This window comes from Malaciobacter marinus, from assembly GCF_003544855.1.
Lineage (GTDB): Bacteria > Campylobacterota > Campylobacteria > Campylobacterales > Arcobacteraceae > Malaciobacter > Malaciobacter marinus.
Genome location: NZ_CP032101.1, coordinates 2,564,525 through 2,580,834 on the forward strand (window position 1 = coordinate 2,564,525; position 16,310 = coordinate 2,580,834).

Here is a 16,310-nt window from a genome sequence, read left to right on the forward strand (position 1 = left end):
TAACTAGAAAGGTTAAAAACCTCTCTAGTAGTTATGCTCCTGTAAACAATTGTCCAGCATATACCACATAAAATCTAAGTAGTATAACACCTGCTAATACAATCATTGAGTTTATTAATATAAATCCAATTTTATAAGCATGGTTTCTTAATGCAGTAAATGCTATTAATAAAGGTGAAATCAATCCAAAACCAATAACTCCAAACCAGAAAATAGAAGCCCATTTTCCAACAGTTAATGCTTGAATTGCTGCAACTTCAGCATTTCCACCTGCATAAAGCATACCAACAAATAGTATAATTAATAGAGGTATTTCTAATAAAATAACTCTTAAATCTAAAATCAACAAATATTTAATACTCTCTTTATTGATACTACTTTTAAAGAAAAGCATACCAACCAAAATATTTCCTGCAATACCTGCACTTATACCAGAAGCTAAGAATAAAATAGGTAGTACAGGTGAATTCCACAATGGATATGTCATATTAGCTGATAATAAGAACCCTGTATAAGCTCCTACTATTAAGGCCAATCCAAACAATACATACTCAATTCTTTTTGCATAAACTTCAAAACTTTTAATATATGAAATTATTGGTGAAAAAATAGATAAAAGTTTATTTTCTTTAATCGTATCTTCAAAAATCAATCCCATAAAAACAAATGCTAAAGGTGTATAGATAAATAAAGCTATTACACCAAGTGTCATAACTGATGTAAAGTTATAACTTATTAATAACCAATAAAAAGATAAAGGTTTCCCTAAATCAACAATTAAAAGCAATAATCCAACACAAATAGTAAGAGGAGAGATTATCGCACCAGCTTTAACCATAGCATCCCAAATAGATGAACTATCTTTTTCATGTCTATTCCATTTTACAAGAAGTGCAATGATTATAGAACCTGCACTAAGTCCTGCTAAAAATAGATATACTGCAATTGGCCAAGGCCAACTTATAACCTCATATTGAGCTGTGCTTCCCCACATATTATTCATAACTTACTCCTCTTTTATTAGGAACAAAGGCTACTTTAGGTTTAGTTCCTAAATGTGCTTTTGGATACAATAAATTATTCTCATTTGCTTTTTTATAAACTTCAGAACTTGTATCACTTATATCTCCAAATACTAATGCATCTGTTGGACAAACTGTTACACATGCTGGATCTAAACCTTTTTTTACTCTATTTGAATAACAAAAAGTACATTTATCCACTGCTTTAGTAACAGGATTCATAAATCTTGCATTATAAGGACAAGCAACAATACAGTATTTACAAGATACACATGTGCTTTCATCAATATGCACAACTCCATCATTTGTCTGAAATGATGCTTTTGTTGGACAAACCTCAACACATGGTGCATCTTCACACATAACACATGATTGTCTTCTCATATCCATTTTTAAATTTGGAAAAGTTCCTTTTGTTTCAACTCTTACTTGTAGTCTAAAAATATCATCTGGAACATCGTTTTCACTTCTACATGCAACACTACAAGCTTGGCAACCTATACATAAATTTTCATCATGAATCATTCTATATTTTTTACTCATAACTTACCCCTTAAGCTTTAGTGATTTTTACGCCCACATTTGTAACCATTGTTGAACAAACAGGACCTTTAATTAATGGTAATAGTTTAGATTGATTTGTTCCAACACCATTAGCTCTTTTTAAATCACTTGACTCTCTACCAAATCCCATATAAACAAAAAATGTATCTGGTCTAATTCCTTCAGTTATAAAAACTGTACCTTTCTCTTTTCCTATATCATTTTCTAAATAGATTTTATCTCCATTTTTCAAATTCTCTTTTTTAGCTGTTTGAGGATTTATCCAAACAGGGTTATCACTCATTAACATATGTAAGTAAGGTACATTATGTGTATGACCATTTGTATGAATTGCACTTTTTCCTGATGTTAAAATATAAGGGTAACCTCTAGTTACATCCATATTATTATCATCTCTTGGTACACCATAACCTTTAAACTCTTCTTCTACTTGTTGTGAGAAAATCTCAATTTTTCCACTTGGAGTTTTTAAGTTATCTAACATACTTCCCATTAATCCATCTTCATCTAAATATTTTTTAGCATTTGGATATTTATTTACAAAATCTTTTATATATTTCTCTTCTCTATAATATAAAGTTGGAATAGAGTATGATACATATCCTTTTGACATAAGCTCTTTTAGTAATTTATCATTACCTTTTGCTTGTTGTACTCTATATTGTAAAATATTATCCCATTTATAGTCTTTATCAATTCCCATTTTTTTAGCTAATGTTCTAAAAATCTCATGACCTGCTAAAGTATTGTTAATAGGATCAACAATTTTATTTCTTATCATATATGTTGGTTTAGATGAACTTTTATCCATAATTCCTTCATCTCTTTCAAGATAAGTTGCTTCTGGTAAAACTACATCTGCCATTAATGCAGTTTCTGACATATAAATATCAGTTACAACAATAAAATCCAATTTATTCATAGCTTCTTTCATTGTTTTAGGATCAGCAACTGTGATTAATGGATTTGTTCTTATCATAAACCACCCTTTTACTTCGTAAGGGTCTTTATTTAAAATTGCTTTTGGTATATCCATTAATACACCTTGATTTCGAGCTATAAAAGCATTGTCACTACCTTTTTGTGAAGCTCTATCAACTCTTAATGTTTTAGGAGTTTGGAAATGTTTATCAGGGTTTGTTATAGTTGGCGCAATATCAATACCTGCAAGTTTATTACATGTTTTTGCTTTTTTCTTAAAAAATAATCCACCCTCTTTTTCTATATTACCCATCAATGCATTTGCTATTAAAATAGCTCTTGTTCTTTGATACTCACTTTGACCAGTTGTTGTTTTATGTCCCCAATCAATAATACAATTTGGAGCTGCTTTATATAATTCATTTGCAACTCTTTCTGCAACATCAGCTTTAATACCTGTAATTTTCTCTTGCCATTGAGGAGTTGTAGTTTTAGTACTTTCAATTAAATGTTCAATACCTACTGTATATCTTTGTACAAACTCTTTATCATATTTTCCATCTCTTAACCAAACATGCATTAAAGATAATACAAAAGCTAAATCAGTTCCAGGTTTTACACTATGCCACTCATCTGCTTTTGCTGCAACTATTGAAAATCTAGGTTCTAAAACTACAAGTTTTGTTTTCTCACTTGCAGCAGCTTTTGCTAATTTTTTTGTAGAGCTTACATTAATACCCTCAAATAAATTATGCCCAAAATTTAGAATATATTTTGATTTAGAAAAGTCTCTTTTTAAACCTGTTCCATATGTATGTTTAAAAGCAACTTTATATGCTATTGGACAGTGACTATGATGTGAAAATAAGTTTGGACTTTCAAATGCTTTTGAAAATGTACTCAAATGAGAAAAATGTTCACCTGTTTTTGCAGAAAATAAAACTGCTTGAGGACCATACTCTTCTTTGATATTCATCATTTTTTTAGCAATTAAATTTAATGCTTCTTCATAAGTTGCTTCTTTCCATTTTCCCTCACCTCTTTTTCCTACTCGAATTAGTGGTTTAACTAATCTTTGTGGATCATAAAGTTGTGAGTGTCCTGCTGCACCCCTTGCACATACTGATGTACCCATTCCTTTTGAATATTGGTTTCCTTGGATGAATACACTTTTACCATCAACTACTTTACCTTCAATTTGACATCTACTAGTACACATCTCGCAGTAACTTTTGACAAATTTAGTGCTTCCACTTATAGTTTGAGCACCTAAACTCCCAAGAGTTCCTGTCATACAAGATATCCCAGCAATAGCAGTCGAGCATGAAGTAACTTTAAGAAAATCTCTTCTTGTATAATTACTACTCATTTGTTATCCTTTACATAATTTCTTATATACTGAAATAGTAATATTAAAGTATAAATTTTATGTAAATTTAATTTTTTAAGAGAAAAAGCCCTAAAAAGGGCTTAAAAGAAGGAGTTTAAAATTATTATTTAACTCTTAATTGGTAAGTTATGTCTCCAGCGCCAACGCCTAAAACAATTCCATCTGTATATGTGTAAACTATTTTATCATCTTTAATAAGTTCTATTTTATTATCGCTTGTTTTAATTTTATCTGCAAATATTGGATTATAAGAAGAAAATTCTTTTTCAAAGTCAATCTCTTCAATCTCTTCACCAGCACTATAAACAGGTAAAATTACAAGTGCATCACAGCCATTGAAGCATTTTTTAAACTCTTCAAGATTATTAACTGTTCTACTATATTTATGAGGTTGCCAAACTACAACAATCTTTTCCATATTTTTTAAATTTGAATATAAGCTAACAGATTTCATTGTTGCAGCTATTTCTGTTGGATGATGTGCATAATCATCAATTACTACAAATTGTTCACTTTTTTGAACAATATCAAATCTTTTTTTAATTCCTTTGTAATTTTTAATATTATCTTTTATTTCAACTAAAGGAATTTCATTTAAAGCTGCCAAAATTGCTAAAGAAGCATCAATTGCTATATGATACCCAAAGCCCCAAACTTCAAATTCACCTAAATCTTTTAAGTGAAACTTTGTATAGGGTTCTCCATTTTTAAGTGTATATGAAACTTCTGTTATATCAATACTTGGATGAAGTTTTATAGCTTCTATATCTAAACTTCCTAAGAATTCATCTTCTGCATTTATAACTCTTACTTTTGCAATTTTCAAAAATGATTCATAAGCTTGATAAAACCTTTTTAAATCATAGTTATAATACTCCATATGTTCTGGTTCTGCATTTGTTACTATTGCACAATAAGGATTTGAAAGTAAAAAACTCCCATCACTCTCATCTGCTTCAAAAGCAACTAAGTTATCAACATATCTAAAGTTTGAATCAAACTCTTTTGAAATTGCGCCAATTAAGGTTGAGCTTTTTAATATTGAAGCTAAAATAGCAGTTGTTGTACTTTTCCCATGAGCTCCTGCAACACAATAGTTTTTCTTATCACCTAAAACTATTGGCAAAGCCTCTTTTCGTGGAATAGTCTTTATTCCATTTTCAACTGCTTGTAAAATTTCAACATTGTTTGGTTTTACAGCTGCTGAATGTATTACTATATCTTGGTTATTTATAATTGAAGCATTATGAGGAGTAATTACTTTAATTCCTTCACATTCAAGCTGTTTTGTAATAGGAGAACTTTTAATATCCGAACCACTTACATAATGACCATCATGTTTTAAAAACCTACCAAGGGCTGATAGCCCTATTCCACCAATTCCAATAAAATGTATATTCATATATTAATCCAATAAATATTTTAAGTTTTCATACTCTTTTTCTAAAACAGTACTATTTTCTTTTAAAAAATTTTTTATATCAAATTTAAAGTTAACTATAAAATATCCATGTGAATCATCTTCTAATACACTATTTTCATCAACTTTTTTCTCATAAAATGTATCTAAATCCATAGCTTCTGAAAGTGCAATTACATGAATTTTCAAAGCATCTTCTAATAGTTCATCATCAATAATATTATAAAGTACAAAAAACAGTTGTTTTGCTCCATCGATATTTTGAAAACTCCACTTTTCAATAGCATGCTCATAAAAAGATCTTATATAATAAAGTTCATTCTCTTTAAGTTTTAACTTTTTACCATCATTTACTATTTTTTCAACTTCAAAAAAAGATATCTTTAAAATCTCTTCATAAACTTCATTTATCTTTTTTTCATCTAAATCTAAGATAAGCATTGAGTCAAGAACTTCATAAAGTGCCGAAATATTTTGAGTATTTAAAGCATCAATTCTTGTTTCTTCTAAATACTTTATAAAATCCGGGTTTGTCCTAGCTTCATTTAACTCTTGCTTATTCATTAATAAAATCCTTCAATCTATTTAATACCTCTCTTGTTTTATTTACATTTTCAACCAAGGCTATTCTTACATAACCTTTTCCAATGCCTTCTCTTCCTAAAAAACTTCCAGGAAGAACTTTTATATGTTTTTTTTCATATAGTTTTTTTGTAAATTCTAATTCATCTTCAACTTCTAGCCAAATATAAAAAGTAGCTTTAGGTGGATTTATATCTAAAATCTCTTTTGCAAGTTGGAAATTTTTTTTATAAATTTCTCTAAAATTTTGGACATGTTTTTCATCATTCCATGCAATAGCTGCTGCATTTTGTAAAGGAACAGGACTAGCACAACCTATATAAGTTCTATATTTCATATACTCTTTTAAAATTGTTGAATCACCTGCAATAAAACCACTTCTAAGTCCTGGTGCACTACTTCTTTTTGAAATAGAATTCATAACTAATACATTTTTAAAATTTTCATTTCCAGCTTTAATACTAGCTTCTAGAAGTGATACTGGCTTATCACTTTCATCAAAATATATTTCACTATAACATTCATCATTTATTAATATAAAATCAAACTCTATAGCTTTTTTTACCCAAGTTTCAAGTTCCTCAATACTTATATTAGAAGAGGTTGGATTATTTGGATAATTCAAAATTACTAAATCACATTTTTTTAAATTTTCATCACTCAAATTTGCTTTAAAATCATTATGTTTTGTTAAGTCTATATGAATAACTTCAGCTTTACTAGCTACTGCTGCACCTTCATATATTTGGTAAAAGGGATTAGTAAATGCCATAACTGGATTTTGTTTATCAAATAATGCAAATTGTGGGAAGTTAAACAAAACTTCTCTTGTTCCAAAGGTTGGAATAATCTGCTCATTTTCTAAAGAAATATTAAATCTTTTTGATACAAAATTTATCATTGCCTCTTTTAATTTTGGAAGTCCAGCACTTGCTGGATATTTCTTTAAAAGTTCAGAACTATTTTTCAATTCATCTTGAATAAATTGTGGAGTTTCAAACTGTGGTTCTCCTATTGTAAGTGATGACAATTCATATTTTGATGTTGGAATAACATCACATAATAGTTTATTTAATTTTTCAAAGGGATAAGCCTCAAATTTCATTTATTTCCTTTAATCTTCTATAATAGGTATAAGTAATTGATTATATTTTGCCATATCAAAAGATATCAAATCTGAGTTTGTATAAATAAAACTCCAAGAAAATCTTTTTTGAAACATACTTTTTTTAAGTGGCAAAATTTGTAAAATATTTTGTTCTTTTCGAAGTTGTCTAATTGGATTTTTATCACATGAAATAATCTCTATTTTTTGACTAAATATTTTTGAAAGATTTTCAAAGTGATCAAGTAATTTCGATTTATCATCGAATCCATTAGGATCCATATCAAAAATTTTTGTTTTTGTTTTTATTTGACTTGATACGTCAAATACAATTGGTGAAATTTGTTCATATGATTTTGTATCATTTAAAACAATAAGAGTATTTTTAGTTGCACCAACTGGTTCTTTCCCAAGTTTAAATAAAGGAACTTTTGTATTTGCTAGTTCTATAGCTATTTCTTTATTTTTAAACATTTCACTTGATAATATTATCATTCCTATATCAAGCTTTTTAAAATCCATTTTTCTGATTTTTCTAAAGCCTAAATTATGATAATCTATATTTATAATAACTGATTCATCATCTCTAAATTGCTCTTTTATAAAATTCATTATACCAACTGTTGTTGGTCTAGTAATTCTAATAACAAGTTTTTTATTTTTTAAATACTTATGTAGATATTTTGCTTCATGAACAGCTTTTTCAACTCTATGCTTTTTCATTAAGTATAAATCTAAATATAAATACAAATTATGTCCAAATGGCATAGGAAATTGTCCTCTTGTTTTACCAATAGCACTATAAACTTGCATTAAAACTTTTGGCTCACCAATTACTAAAATAGTATCATTTGGTTTTAAAATCAAAGAAGGTTTTAAATCTTCGAGTTTTTCATTTCTATATAAGGCAAAAATTCTCCAATTTTTTTGTTCAATTGAACCTATATATCTATAAGCATATGAACTACCAAAAGGAATTCTAATCTCCATTATTTCGCCATGTTTCAATCCAATATTTTGAGCAACTACAGGAATATTTGGTAGTCTTTCTACCATCCCATTTGCTAAAACTTCAATACCTTTATAGACATTTACATATGGATCATCAAGTTCTAAATTCCAATAATCTAAAATATTCAGTTGAAGATTATGCTTGTGTGATTTGATATTTTCAATAACACTTAACATCTCATCTTTTGAATTAAGTACCACAAGTACTTCTGTATGAATATTCTTATCTAAAACCATTGCAAGTTTTGATTTAGAAGTTGGATCGAACTTGTAAAATGTAACATTTGACAATTTTTGATCAGGAACTATTGCATCATTTACATAAACAATATCATAATAGTTTTCACCCGTATTAGTTTCAACTATTCTTTGCATTAAGTTTTTAGCGACAATTCCATCTAATATAATAAGTATCTTTTTCATAGTAGATATTATATCTTTTTATCTCTAATCATTTTCTTTACCAATTTTTTGATACAATCACAAGAAGATTTTATAAGGATTTTTTTTATATGCAATTTACTATAGATGCAACACAAAATAAAGCAAGAGCTTGTACAATAAAAACAGCTCACAGTACAATACAAACACCAGTATTTATGCCCGTTGGAACTCAAGCAACTGTAAAAGCACTTGATGCAAATGATCTTTTAAGTATGGGTGCAAAAATCATACTTGGTAATACTTATCATTTATACTTAAGACCAGGGAGCAAATTAATTAAAAAGTTTGGTGGACTTCATGGTTTTTCAAAATTTCCAAACTCTTTTTTAACTGACTCTGGTGGTTTTCAAGCATTTTCACTTAGTGATAATTCAAAACCTGATGAAAATGGAATTATGTTTAGATCTCACATTGATGGAAGTAAACACTATTTTACACCACAAAGTGTTTTAGATACTCAATATGATTTAGGTAGTGATATTATGATGATTTTAGATGATTTAGTTGCCCTACCAAATACAAAAGAGCGAATTAAAAAATCTATTGAAAGAACTACAAAGTGGGCAAAAGAAGCCATAACTTATCACAAGCAACAACAAGAAAAAGGTATTGGAGTTAATCAAAATATTTTTGCGATTATCCAAGGTGGAACAGATAAAGAGTTTAGAAAAATGAGTGCCCAACAACTTTGCGCATTAGAAGATTTTGATGGATATGCAATTGGAGGATTAAGTGTTGGTGAACCAAACCAAGATATGTATGATACAGTTGAGTGGACTACAACATTTATGCCTGAAAATAAACCAAGATATCTAATGGGAGTTGGAACACCTGAGGATTTAATAGAAAATATTCACAGAGGCGTAGATATGTTCGATTGTGTAATGCCAACTAGAAATGCAAGAAATGGAACTTTATTTACAAGCTTTGGAAGAGTAAATATCAAAAAAGCTATGTATAAAGAAGATGCTTTACCAATTGATGAAGAGTGCGACTGCTACACTTGTAAAAACTTCACAAAAGCATATTTAAGCCATCTATATAGAGCTGGTGAAATAACATACTTTAGACTTGCTTCAATACACAATATAAACTACTATTTAACTCTTATGAGAAAAGCAAGAGAGGCGATTTTAGAGAATAAATGGGAAGAGTTTAGAGAAAATTTTTATGAAAAAAGAGCTAAAAAATAGATTAAATTATTTTATAACATTAAAAACTCTTTTTTGTTATAATATTTAAATTTAATAATAAAGTTTACAAATTTAAAAGGAATAAAATGACAGTTGATGATAAACTAATAGAAAAATTAGCAAAGCTTTCTAGCTTAGAAATTGATGAACAAAAAAAAGAGAGTTTAAAATCTGAGTTAGGAGATATTATCAATTTTGTTGAGAATTTAAATGAAATTGATGTAAGCAATATCGATGCTACATTTAACACAGTTGAGGGAGGAACTCCTTTAAGAGAAGACGTCTCAACACAAGATTTACAAAGAGCTAAACAAATTATTGAAAATGCTCCAAAATCTGAAGATGGATACTTTATAGTACCAAAGATTATAGAGTAATATTATGATAAAAGTTCACGGTATAAAAAATTGTGATACAGTAAGGAAAGCTCTTAAGTTTTTTAAAGAAAACTTAATAGATTATGATTTTTTTGACTTTAAAAAAGAAGAAGTATCATCAAATATGATTGATTATTGGGTTAAAAACTCATCAATTGACAAACTATTTAATAATAGAGGTGCTACTTATAGAAATCTAAAATTAAAAGATTTAAACCTTGATGATGAGGGTAAAAAAAAGTGGTTAAAAAAAGAATCTATGCTTTTAAAAAGACCTGTAATTGAGTATAACAATAAAGTAATTGTAGGTTTTAATGAGCAAGAGTATAAAGATATTTTCTTATAAATAAAAAAGAGGAAAACCTCTTTTTTATATTACTAAATCTTTTCTAGCTTCTTTTAATGTATCTGCTATCATAAAAGATAACTCTAATGCTTGGTCTGCATTTAATCTTGGATCACATTGAGTATGATATCTACTAGATAATCCCTCTTGAGTAATAGCAGAAGAACAAGAACCTGTACACTCAGTTACATTTTGTCCTGTCATCTCTAAGTGAATACCACCTGCATATGTTCCCTCAGCCCTATGAATTTGGAAGAACTGTTTTACTTCTGATAAGATTGATTCAAAATCTCTTGTTTTAAATCCATTATCAGCTTTAATAGTATTTCCATGCATTGGATCACTTGACCATAAAACATTTTTACCCTCAGCTTTAACTTTAGCTAAAAGTTTAGGAAAATGATCTGCAATTTTTTCTGCACCCATTCTAACGATTAAGTTTAATCTACCAGCTTCATTTTCTGGATTTAACTTATCAATAAGCTTAATTAACTCATCTTCTTGCATTGAAGGTCCAACTTTACAACCTATTGGATTTTTAATTCCTCTAAAGTACTCAATATGTGCATCATCAAGTCCTCTTGTTCTATCACCAATCCATAACATATGAGCACTACAATCGTACCAATCACCTGTTAGTGAATCTTTTCTTGTCAAGGCTTGTTCATAATTTAATAATAATGCCTCATGTGAAGTATATAGTGTTGTTTCACTTAGTTGATGTGTATTCTCAGATGTAATTCCACAAGACTTCATAAAATTTAATGTTTCAGAAATTTTATCTGCTAATTGTTCATACTTTTCTCCTAAAGTATTACCTTTAACAAAATCTAAATTCCATGAATGCACTTTATTTAAATCTGCCATACCACCTCTTGCAAATGCTCTTAAAAGATTTAGTGTTGATGCACTTTGATTATACGCTTTTAAAAGTTTTTTTGGACTTGGATTTCTAGCTTCTTCATTAAAGTCAATTCCATTTACAATATCACCTCTATATGAAGGAAGTGAAATACCATTTATCTCTTCAAAATCAGAACTTCTTGGTTTTGCAAACTGACCTGCTACTCTTCCAACTTTTACAACAGGACAACCACCTGAAAAAGTTAAAACAATTGCCATTTGCATCATTACTTTAAATAAATCTTTAATATTATTTGCATTAAAGGCATTAAATGACTCAGCACAGTCTCCACCTTGTAGTAAAAATGACTTACCATTTACAACATCTGCTAATTTACTTTTTAATCTTCTTGCTTCCCCTGCAAAAATAAGTGGAGGATATGAAGATAATTCAGCCTCAACCTTAGCTAATTTTTCTAAGTCATTATAGTTTGGTTGTTGCTTTATAGGAAAATCTCTCCAACTATTTGAACTCCAGTTATTCATTATAAACCCTTTATCTTATTCTAGTGTAAGTAAAGTTTAGCAAAAACTTTCTTAAGAAAATAGCCTTTTTATAGGCTATTTTGTCAACTTAGCTAATAAATCGCTAAATGACACTTTAAATGCTTCTAAGCCATCAGTTAAAAGTTTTGAATAAACATCATCCATGTTTATTCCAACTTTTTCAAGCTCAGCAAAATATTTATCACATTTTTCTTCACTTGGAATTTTTGAAGCTTCTTTACTTCCATCAACTATCCAATCCTCAATTGTTGCCAAAGGAGCAGTATTTACTGAATTTGGATAAAGTAAGTTATCGACATAATAACTTGCTGTTAACTCATCACCTTTAACTCCTGTACTTGCAAAAAGTGTTCTAATATTTTCATTTTCAAACTTATTGATTTCATGATAACATTTAGTTGCGTTCATTATTCCTAGTTTTGATTTTTTAAGCCCTTTTGCAACTAATTCTTCATCACAAAGTCTATCAAATCTAGAAACAAAAATTGAAATAACTGCTTTTGTATCAATATTTGATTCATTAATACCTTCATTTAAAGCTTTAGCACACTCAATTGCTTGCTCCACTGAAAATATTAAAGTTGCATTTACATTTATACCTTGACTAGTTAACTCTTTCATAGCAACATATCCAGCTTTTGTTGCAGGAACTTTGATCATTAAATTATCACAATTTATCATTGAATTTAATCTAATTCCCTCTTCAATTGTACCTTGTGTATCATCACATAATGTAGGATCAACTTCTAATGAAACAAAACCATCATTTGTATTATTTTCATATAAAGGCTTTAAAAGTTCAGCTGCTCTTTTTATATCTCTTACTGCTAAATCTTCATATATAGTTTTTGCATCATTTGCTTTTAACATGTCAAGTTGTTGTTTATAAGCAAGTGAACTTGTAATTGATGATTCAAATATTGCAGGATTTGAAGTTGCACCATAAATAGTCTTTTCTTCAATCATTTCTTGAAATCTATTTTCTAAAAACTCTCTTTCAATAAAATCACACCAAAGTGAAAAATTAATATCTTCTTTTAAACTCATTGCTCTCTCCTTAAATACTTTTTAAGATTTGTGTTAAATCTTTTTTATCGACAATTATATTTGCTTCTTTTTTTAATACATCTTTTGCACAAAAAGCTACTTTTTTTGATGCATATTTAAACATACTAACATCATTTGCTCCATCACCAACAACTAGTGTATTTTCAACTGATACACCAAGCATTGATTGAACTCTTTGAATCATATCACCTTTTGAAAATCCAAACATCATATCTCCACCTACAAGTCCTGTTAAAACTCCATCTTTTTCGTGTAAAATATTTGAAAAATCTGCATTAAGACCAAGTTTTTCCTTTGCAGGAGATGTTCCTATTCTAAATCCACCAGAAAAACATATTACTTTATAACCCATCTTTTTTAATTCACTTACTGTTTCATAAGCTCCTGGCATTAAAGGTAAATCTTTACAAATTTCAACTGCTTTATTATATTCAAGCCCTTTTAATAAAGATACTCTTTGAATTAATGACTCAAAAAAATCAAGTCTTCCAGCCATTGCTTCTTCTGTGATTTTTGCTACTTTTTCTTCAAGTCCTAAAGGCTTTGCTAAAAAGTCAATAGTCTCTCCATCCATAAGTGTTGAATCAAAATCAAATACCGCTAATTTCATATTTTTCCCTAATTGCTTTAATACTTTTATACTTTAAAGGGTATAATAATATCTAAAATATACTAAAAGGATAGTTTTTTAATGTTTGAAACACTTATTCAAAAGTTACAAGAAGACAAGTATTTAACCCTAGAAACAACACCTCAGCATGAACCAATTATGCACAATATTATAGAAAAAGTTAAAAAATTTGATCTTCAAAATAGAGTTGATGGATTTTCTGCAACAGACAATCCACTTGCAAAATTAAAATACAATGCACTTTTTGCAAGTTTAAGATTACAACAAGAGTTTAAAAAACCTGTAATTGCAACAATGAGTATGAGAGATAGAAATAAAATTGCACTTCAATCTGATTTATTAGGTGCAAATGAGTTTGATGTAAGAGCTATTTTAGCCTTAACAGGTGATCCTGCTAAAATGAGTGATCAACCACACTCAAAAGGAGTATTTGAATCAAACTCTTCAATGCTTTTAAAAATGATTAAATCTTTCAATTATGGCATGGATATTGCAGGAAGACCTTTTAAAATTGAACCAAAACAAATATATCCATTTGCAGTTACTAACTCATATGCAAGAAGCTTTACATCTTTAGAAAAAAAGATGCACAACAAAATACAAAATGGAGCTATGGGAATAATCACTCAACCTGTATTTGATGTAAACAATGCAAAAAAACTTTTAGAAATTTTTGAAAATGCAAAAGAAGATGTAGTTGGCAATAAGAAAAAAGCACAACTAATTTTTGGAATTTTCCCAATAACAAAACTAAGAACTGCACTATTTTTATCTGCGCAAGTTCCAGGAATTCATGTTCCACAAGATTGGGTTGATAAACTTGAACTTGCAAATCAAATATCTGAAGAAGAAGAGTATAAAGTAGGTATGCAATTAAGTAAAGATCTTTTTTACGAGATTAAAAAACTTCATCCAAAAATTCATTTAATGACTGCAAACAAATTTGATTTAGCAGATGAGATTTTAGCTTGAAACTAGCAAGTATTGATATTGGGCTAAAAAGAATTGGTGTTGCAATTAATATTGCTTCTGATATTGTGACACCACAAAATGCCATTTTAAGAAAAAACAGAAATCAAGCAGCAAATGAAGTGAAAGCTTTTTTAAAAGAGTGGGAGATAGATAAGTTAATTGTAGGTTTTCCAAGCGCAAGTGAAGAAATGCAAAGAAGAATAAAGCACTTTGTAACTCTTCTTGATATTGATATTCCTATTGAGTATTGTGAAGAGAATATGAGCTCAATTGAAGCTGAGGATATGATGAAAGGTCAAATAAAATACAAAAGAGATGGAAGAGTAGACTCCCTTGCAGCAAAAATCATATTAGAAAGATATTTGAATAAATAACTTATTTATCTATATATTTTTTTCTAATTTCATCAAATTCATCAAAATTTTCAAAAAAGATATCGACTAATAAAGGGTCAAAATGTTTGCCCCTTTGTTCTTTAAATAACTTAAATATCTCATCTAAAGACCAAGCATCTTTATATACTCGTTTACTTCCTAATGCATCAAATACATCTGCAACTGCGGTAATTCTTCCATAAATATGAATATCTTTACCTTTTAATTTTCTAGGATAACCTGTACCATCCCATTTTTCATGATGTTCATAAGCAACGATTGCAGCGGTTTTGAGTATTTTTTTATCTGAATTTTTAAGCATATTAAATCCCAGCTTTGAGTGCGTTTTCATAATTGAAAACTCTTTAGGTGTTAATTTTCCAGGTTTATTTAAAATCTCATCTTTAATACCCACTTTTCCTATATCATGCATGGGACTAGCAAGTTTTAAAAGCTCTGCTTCTTCTTTACTTAAACCATATTTCAAAGCTAAAATCTCAGAATATAAAGCAACTCTTTTTACATGATTTCCTGTTTCGTTACTTCTTGTTTCTCCAATAGCTCCCATAGTATACACAATATCTTTTTGGGTATTTATAATCTCTTCTTCTGCTTTTACAACTTCTGTGATATCTGTAGCATAAGCTAAAATATAATTTATTTTAGAAACACCTTGAAGATTAATTAAAAAATACTTCCCAGTTTCAGTTTTATATTTTATATCAACTGATTTATTTTCTTTTATTATTGTTATAGGTTCATCTTTGAAAAATTTTAATAAATCATCTAAACCAAGCTCTTTTTTTGCAGGATTGTTTCTAAAAACAATATTCCCAATTTTATCTAACATCAAAATAGGATTTGGATTATATTTTGGAAGATATTTTAAATAAAGAGATTCTAAAACAATCTTTTTGTTTAAATTAAAAACTCTATAAAAAGTACAATATCTAATAACTCCTGTATATGCAAAAATAACAGAAAATATAAGTATCCCATTCCAATTATTTATTAAAGATAAAATAAATAATACAACTCCTACGAGAATTCTTAAATAACTCTCAGTTGTACTCATATTACAAATACGATTAGAATTATATGCTTTTAAACTATTTTTTAATGTTGTTAACAACTGCAATTGCAAATCCTTCATCATGAGTTATAGAAAGGTAAGATTTTTTTATTTTAAATTTCTTTCTTATATGTTTTTTATATTTTAATTTTGGAGCACCTAATTTACTTTTTTTTATTTTTATATCATGAAAAGAACACTCTTTTCCAATACCAGTTCCCAAAGCTTTACTAGCAGCCTCTTTTGCAGCCCAAAATCCAGCAGCAGTTTCAACTTTTTTAACTAATAAAATTTCTTTATCACTTAAAAACTTTTCATAAGCTTTTATTCCAAACCTATCATGCATTTTTTTTATTCTATTTATAGAAGCTACATCAATTCCTATCATAATTAAACCTATCTTTTGTA

Annotated in this window: 17 protein-coding genes; 5 read left to right on the plus strand and 12 right to left on the minus strand. The window is 28.5% G+C overall.

All coding sequences use genetic code 11. The features are described 5' to 3' along the window. Positions 1-31: 31 nt before the first annotated feature. The 7 genes from nrfD to AMRN_RS12485 form a co-directional block, all read right to left on the minus strand. Complete coding sequence (gene nrfD / locus AMRN_RS12455; protein WP_099310681.1) at positions 32-1,003, minus strand: NrfD/PsrC family molybdoenzyme membrane anchor subunit; 972 nt, start codon at positions 1,001-1,003, stop codon at positions 32-34. Then, the gene (locus tag AMRN_RS12460) at positions 996-1,565 is read right to left on the minus strand and encodes a 4Fe-4S dicluster domain-containing protein (protein ID WP_079577667.1); all 570 of its coding nucleotides are present in this window, start codon (positions 1,563-1,565) and stop codon (positions 996-998) included. Before AMRN_RS12460 ends, nrfD begins: the two co-directional genes overlap by 8 nt. A gap of 10 nt (positions 1,566-1,575) precedes the next feature. After that, a complete protein-coding gene (gene phsA / locus AMRN_RS12465) occupies positions 1,576-3,876 on the minus strand; it encodes a thiosulfate reductase PhsA (RefSeq protein WP_099310682.1) in 2,301 nt (766 codons plus the stop codon). Between the two features lie 124 nt (positions 3,877-4,000). Further along, positions 4,001-5,299: a UDP-N-acetylmuramate--L-alanine ligase gene (gene murC, locus AMRN_RS12470; protein WP_099310683.1), complete on the minus strand. Its 1,299-nt coding sequence runs from the start codon at positions 5,297-5,299 to the stop codon at positions 4,001-4,003. Positions 5,300-5,302: 3 nt separating this feature from the next. Continuing rightward, positions 5,303-5,881: a hypothetical protein gene (locus AMRN_RS12475; RefSeq protein ID WP_099310684.1), complete on the minus strand. Its 579-nt coding sequence runs from the start codon at positions 5,879-5,881 to the stop codon at positions 5,303-5,305. Continuing rightward, entirely contained in the window at positions 5,874-7,004 is a 1,131-nt protein-coding gene (locus AMRN_RS12480) for a succinyldiaminopimelate transaminase (RefSeq protein WP_099310685.1), read from the minus strand. The genes AMRN_RS12475 and AMRN_RS12480 overlap by 8 nt, the downstream gene beginning before the upstream one ends. A gap of 9 nt (positions 7,005-7,013) precedes the next feature. Next, entirely contained in the window at positions 7,014-8,438 is a 1,425-nt protein-coding gene (locus tag AMRN_RS12485) for a COG3400 family protein (protein WP_099310686.1), read from the minus strand. Positions 8,439-8,527: 89 nt separating this feature from the next. On the opposite strand from AMRN_RS12485, the gene tgt reads away from it, so the two are divergent. The 3 genes from tgt to AMRN_RS12500 all read left to right on the plus strand — a co-directional run bounded on the left by tgt (position 8,528) and on the right by AMRN_RS12500 (position 10,375). Further along, positions 8,528-9,652 carry a tRNA guanosine(34) transglycosylase Tgt gene (gene tgt / locus AMRN_RS12490; RefSeq protein WP_099310687.1) on the plus strand — a complete coding sequence of 375 codons (1,125 nt, stop codon included), beginning with the start codon at positions 8,528-8,530 and terminating at the stop codon, positions 9,650-9,652. A gap of 86 nt (positions 9,653-9,738) precedes the next feature. Continuing rightward, on the plus strand, positions 9,739-10,029 hold the full coding sequence (gatC, locus tag AMRN_RS12495) for an Asp-tRNA(Asn)/Glu-tRNA(Gln) amidotransferase subunit GatC (protein WP_099310688.1): 291 nt from the start codon (positions 9,739-9,741) through the stop codon (positions 10,027-10,029). 4 nt (positions 10,030-10,033) lie between these two features. Continuing rightward, the gene (locus AMRN_RS12500) at positions 10,034-10,375 is read left to right on the plus strand and encodes an arsenate reductase family protein (RefSeq protein WP_099310689.1); all 342 of its coding nucleotides are present in this window, start codon (positions 10,034-10,036) and stop codon (positions 10,373-10,375) included. Between the two features lie 24 nt (positions 10,376-10,399). Here the strand turns inward: AMRN_RS12500 and AMRN_RS12505 are convergent, their stop codons facing one another. The 3 genes from AMRN_RS12505 to serB form a co-directional block, all read right to left on the minus strand. Next, positions 10,400-11,764 carry a class II 3-deoxy-7-phosphoheptulonate synthase gene (locus AMRN_RS12505; protein ID WP_099310690.1) on the minus strand — a complete coding sequence of 455 codons (1,365 nt, stop codon included), beginning with the start codon at positions 11,762-11,764 and terminating at the stop codon, positions 10,400-10,402. A gap of 75 nt (positions 11,765-11,839) precedes the next feature. Beyond that, positions 11,840-12,832, minus strand: a complete 993-nt coding sequence (locus AMRN_RS12510; RefSeq protein ID WP_099310691.1) for a transaldolase — start codon at positions 12,830-12,832, stop codon at positions 11,840-11,842. A gap of 10 nt (positions 12,833-12,842) precedes the next feature. Continuing rightward, positions 12,843-13,493: a phosphoserine phosphatase SerB gene (gene serB, locus AMRN_RS12515; RefSeq protein ID WP_228150808.1), complete on the minus strand. Its 651-nt coding sequence runs from the start codon at positions 13,491-13,493 to the stop codon at positions 12,843-12,845. Positions 13,494-13,544: 51 nt separating this feature from the next. Between serB and AMRN_RS12520 the strand changes: the two genes are divergently transcribed. Further along, positions 13,545-14,456, plus strand: coding sequence for a methylenetetrahydrofolate reductase (locus tag AMRN_RS12520; protein ID WP_099310693.1), 912 nt, complete (start codon positions 13,545-13,547; stop codon positions 14,454-14,456). Next, positions 14,453-14,830, plus strand: coding sequence for a Holliday junction resolvase RuvX (ruvX, locus tag AMRN_RS12525; RefSeq protein ID WP_079577680.1), 378 nt, complete (start codon positions 14,453-14,455; stop codon positions 14,828-14,830). Before AMRN_RS12520 ends, ruvX begins: the two co-directional genes overlap by 4 nt. A gap of 1 nt (position 14,831) precedes the next feature. On the opposite strand, the gene AMRN_RS14405 is transcribed toward ruvX, so the two are convergent. After that, complete coding sequence (locus tag AMRN_RS14405) at positions 14,832-15,968, minus strand: HD domain-containing phosphohydrolase (protein ID WP_196777495.1); 1,137 nt, start codon at positions 15,966-15,968, stop codon at positions 14,832-14,834. Continuing rightward, entirely contained in the window at positions 15,940-16,290 is a 351-nt protein-coding gene (gene acpS, locus AMRN_RS12535) for a holo-ACP synthase (RefSeq protein ID WP_099310694.1), read from the minus strand. Before acpS ends, AMRN_RS14405 begins: the two co-directional genes overlap by 29 nt. Positions 16,291-16,310: the final 20 nt, after the last annotated feature.

Coding starts and splice junctions, on each gene's coding strand:
- nrfD (WP_099310681.1), bottom strand. CDS start 1,003: ATGAATAATATGTGGGGAAGCACAGCTCAATATGAGGTTATAAGTTGG.
- AMRN_RS12460 (WP_079577667.1), bottom strand. CDS start 1,565: ATGAGTAAAAAATATAGAATGATTCATGATGAAAATTTATGTATAGGT.
- phsA (WP_099310682.1), bottom strand. CDS start 3,876: ATGAGTAGTAATTATACAAGAAGAGATTTTCTTAAAGTTACTTCATGC.
- murC (WP_099310683.1), bottom strand. CDS start 5,299: ATGAATATACATTTTATTGGAATTGGTGGAATAGGGCTATCAGCCCTT.
- AMRN_RS12475 (WP_099310684.1), bottom strand. CDS start 5,881: ATGAATAAGCAAGAGTTAAATGAAGCTAGGACAAACCCGGATTTTATA.
- AMRN_RS12480 (WP_099310685.1), bottom strand. CDS start 7,004: ATGAAATTTGAGGCTTATCCCTTTGAAAAATTAAATAAACTATTATGT.
- AMRN_RS12485 (WP_099310686.1), bottom strand. CDS start 8,438: ATGAAAAAGATACTTATTATATTAGATGGAATTGTCGCTAAAAACTTA.
- tgt (WP_099310687.1), top strand. CDS start 8,528: ATGCAATTTACTATAGATGCAACACAAAATAAAGCAAGAGCTTGTACA.
- gatC (WP_099310688.1), top strand. CDS start 9,739: ATGACAGTTGATGATAAACTAATAGAAAAATTAGCAAAGCTTTCTAGC.
- AMRN_RS12500 (WP_099310689.1), top strand. CDS start 10,034: ATGATAAAAGTTCACGGTATAAAAAATTGTGATACAGTAAGGAAAGCT.
- AMRN_RS12505 (WP_099310690.1), bottom strand. CDS start 11,764: ATGAATAACTGGAGTTCAAATAGTTGGAGAGATTTTCCTATAAAGCAA.
- AMRN_RS12510 (WP_099310691.1), bottom strand. CDS start 12,832: ATGAGTTTAAAAGAAGATATTAATTTTTCACTTTGGTGTGATTTTATT.
- AMRN_RS12520 (WP_099310693.1), top strand. CDS start 13,545: ATGTTTGAAACACTTATTCAAAAGTTACAAGAAGACAAGTATTTAACC.
- acpS (WP_099310694.1), bottom strand. CDS start 16,290: ATGATAGGAATTGATGTAGCTTCTATAAATAGAATAAAAAAAATGCAT.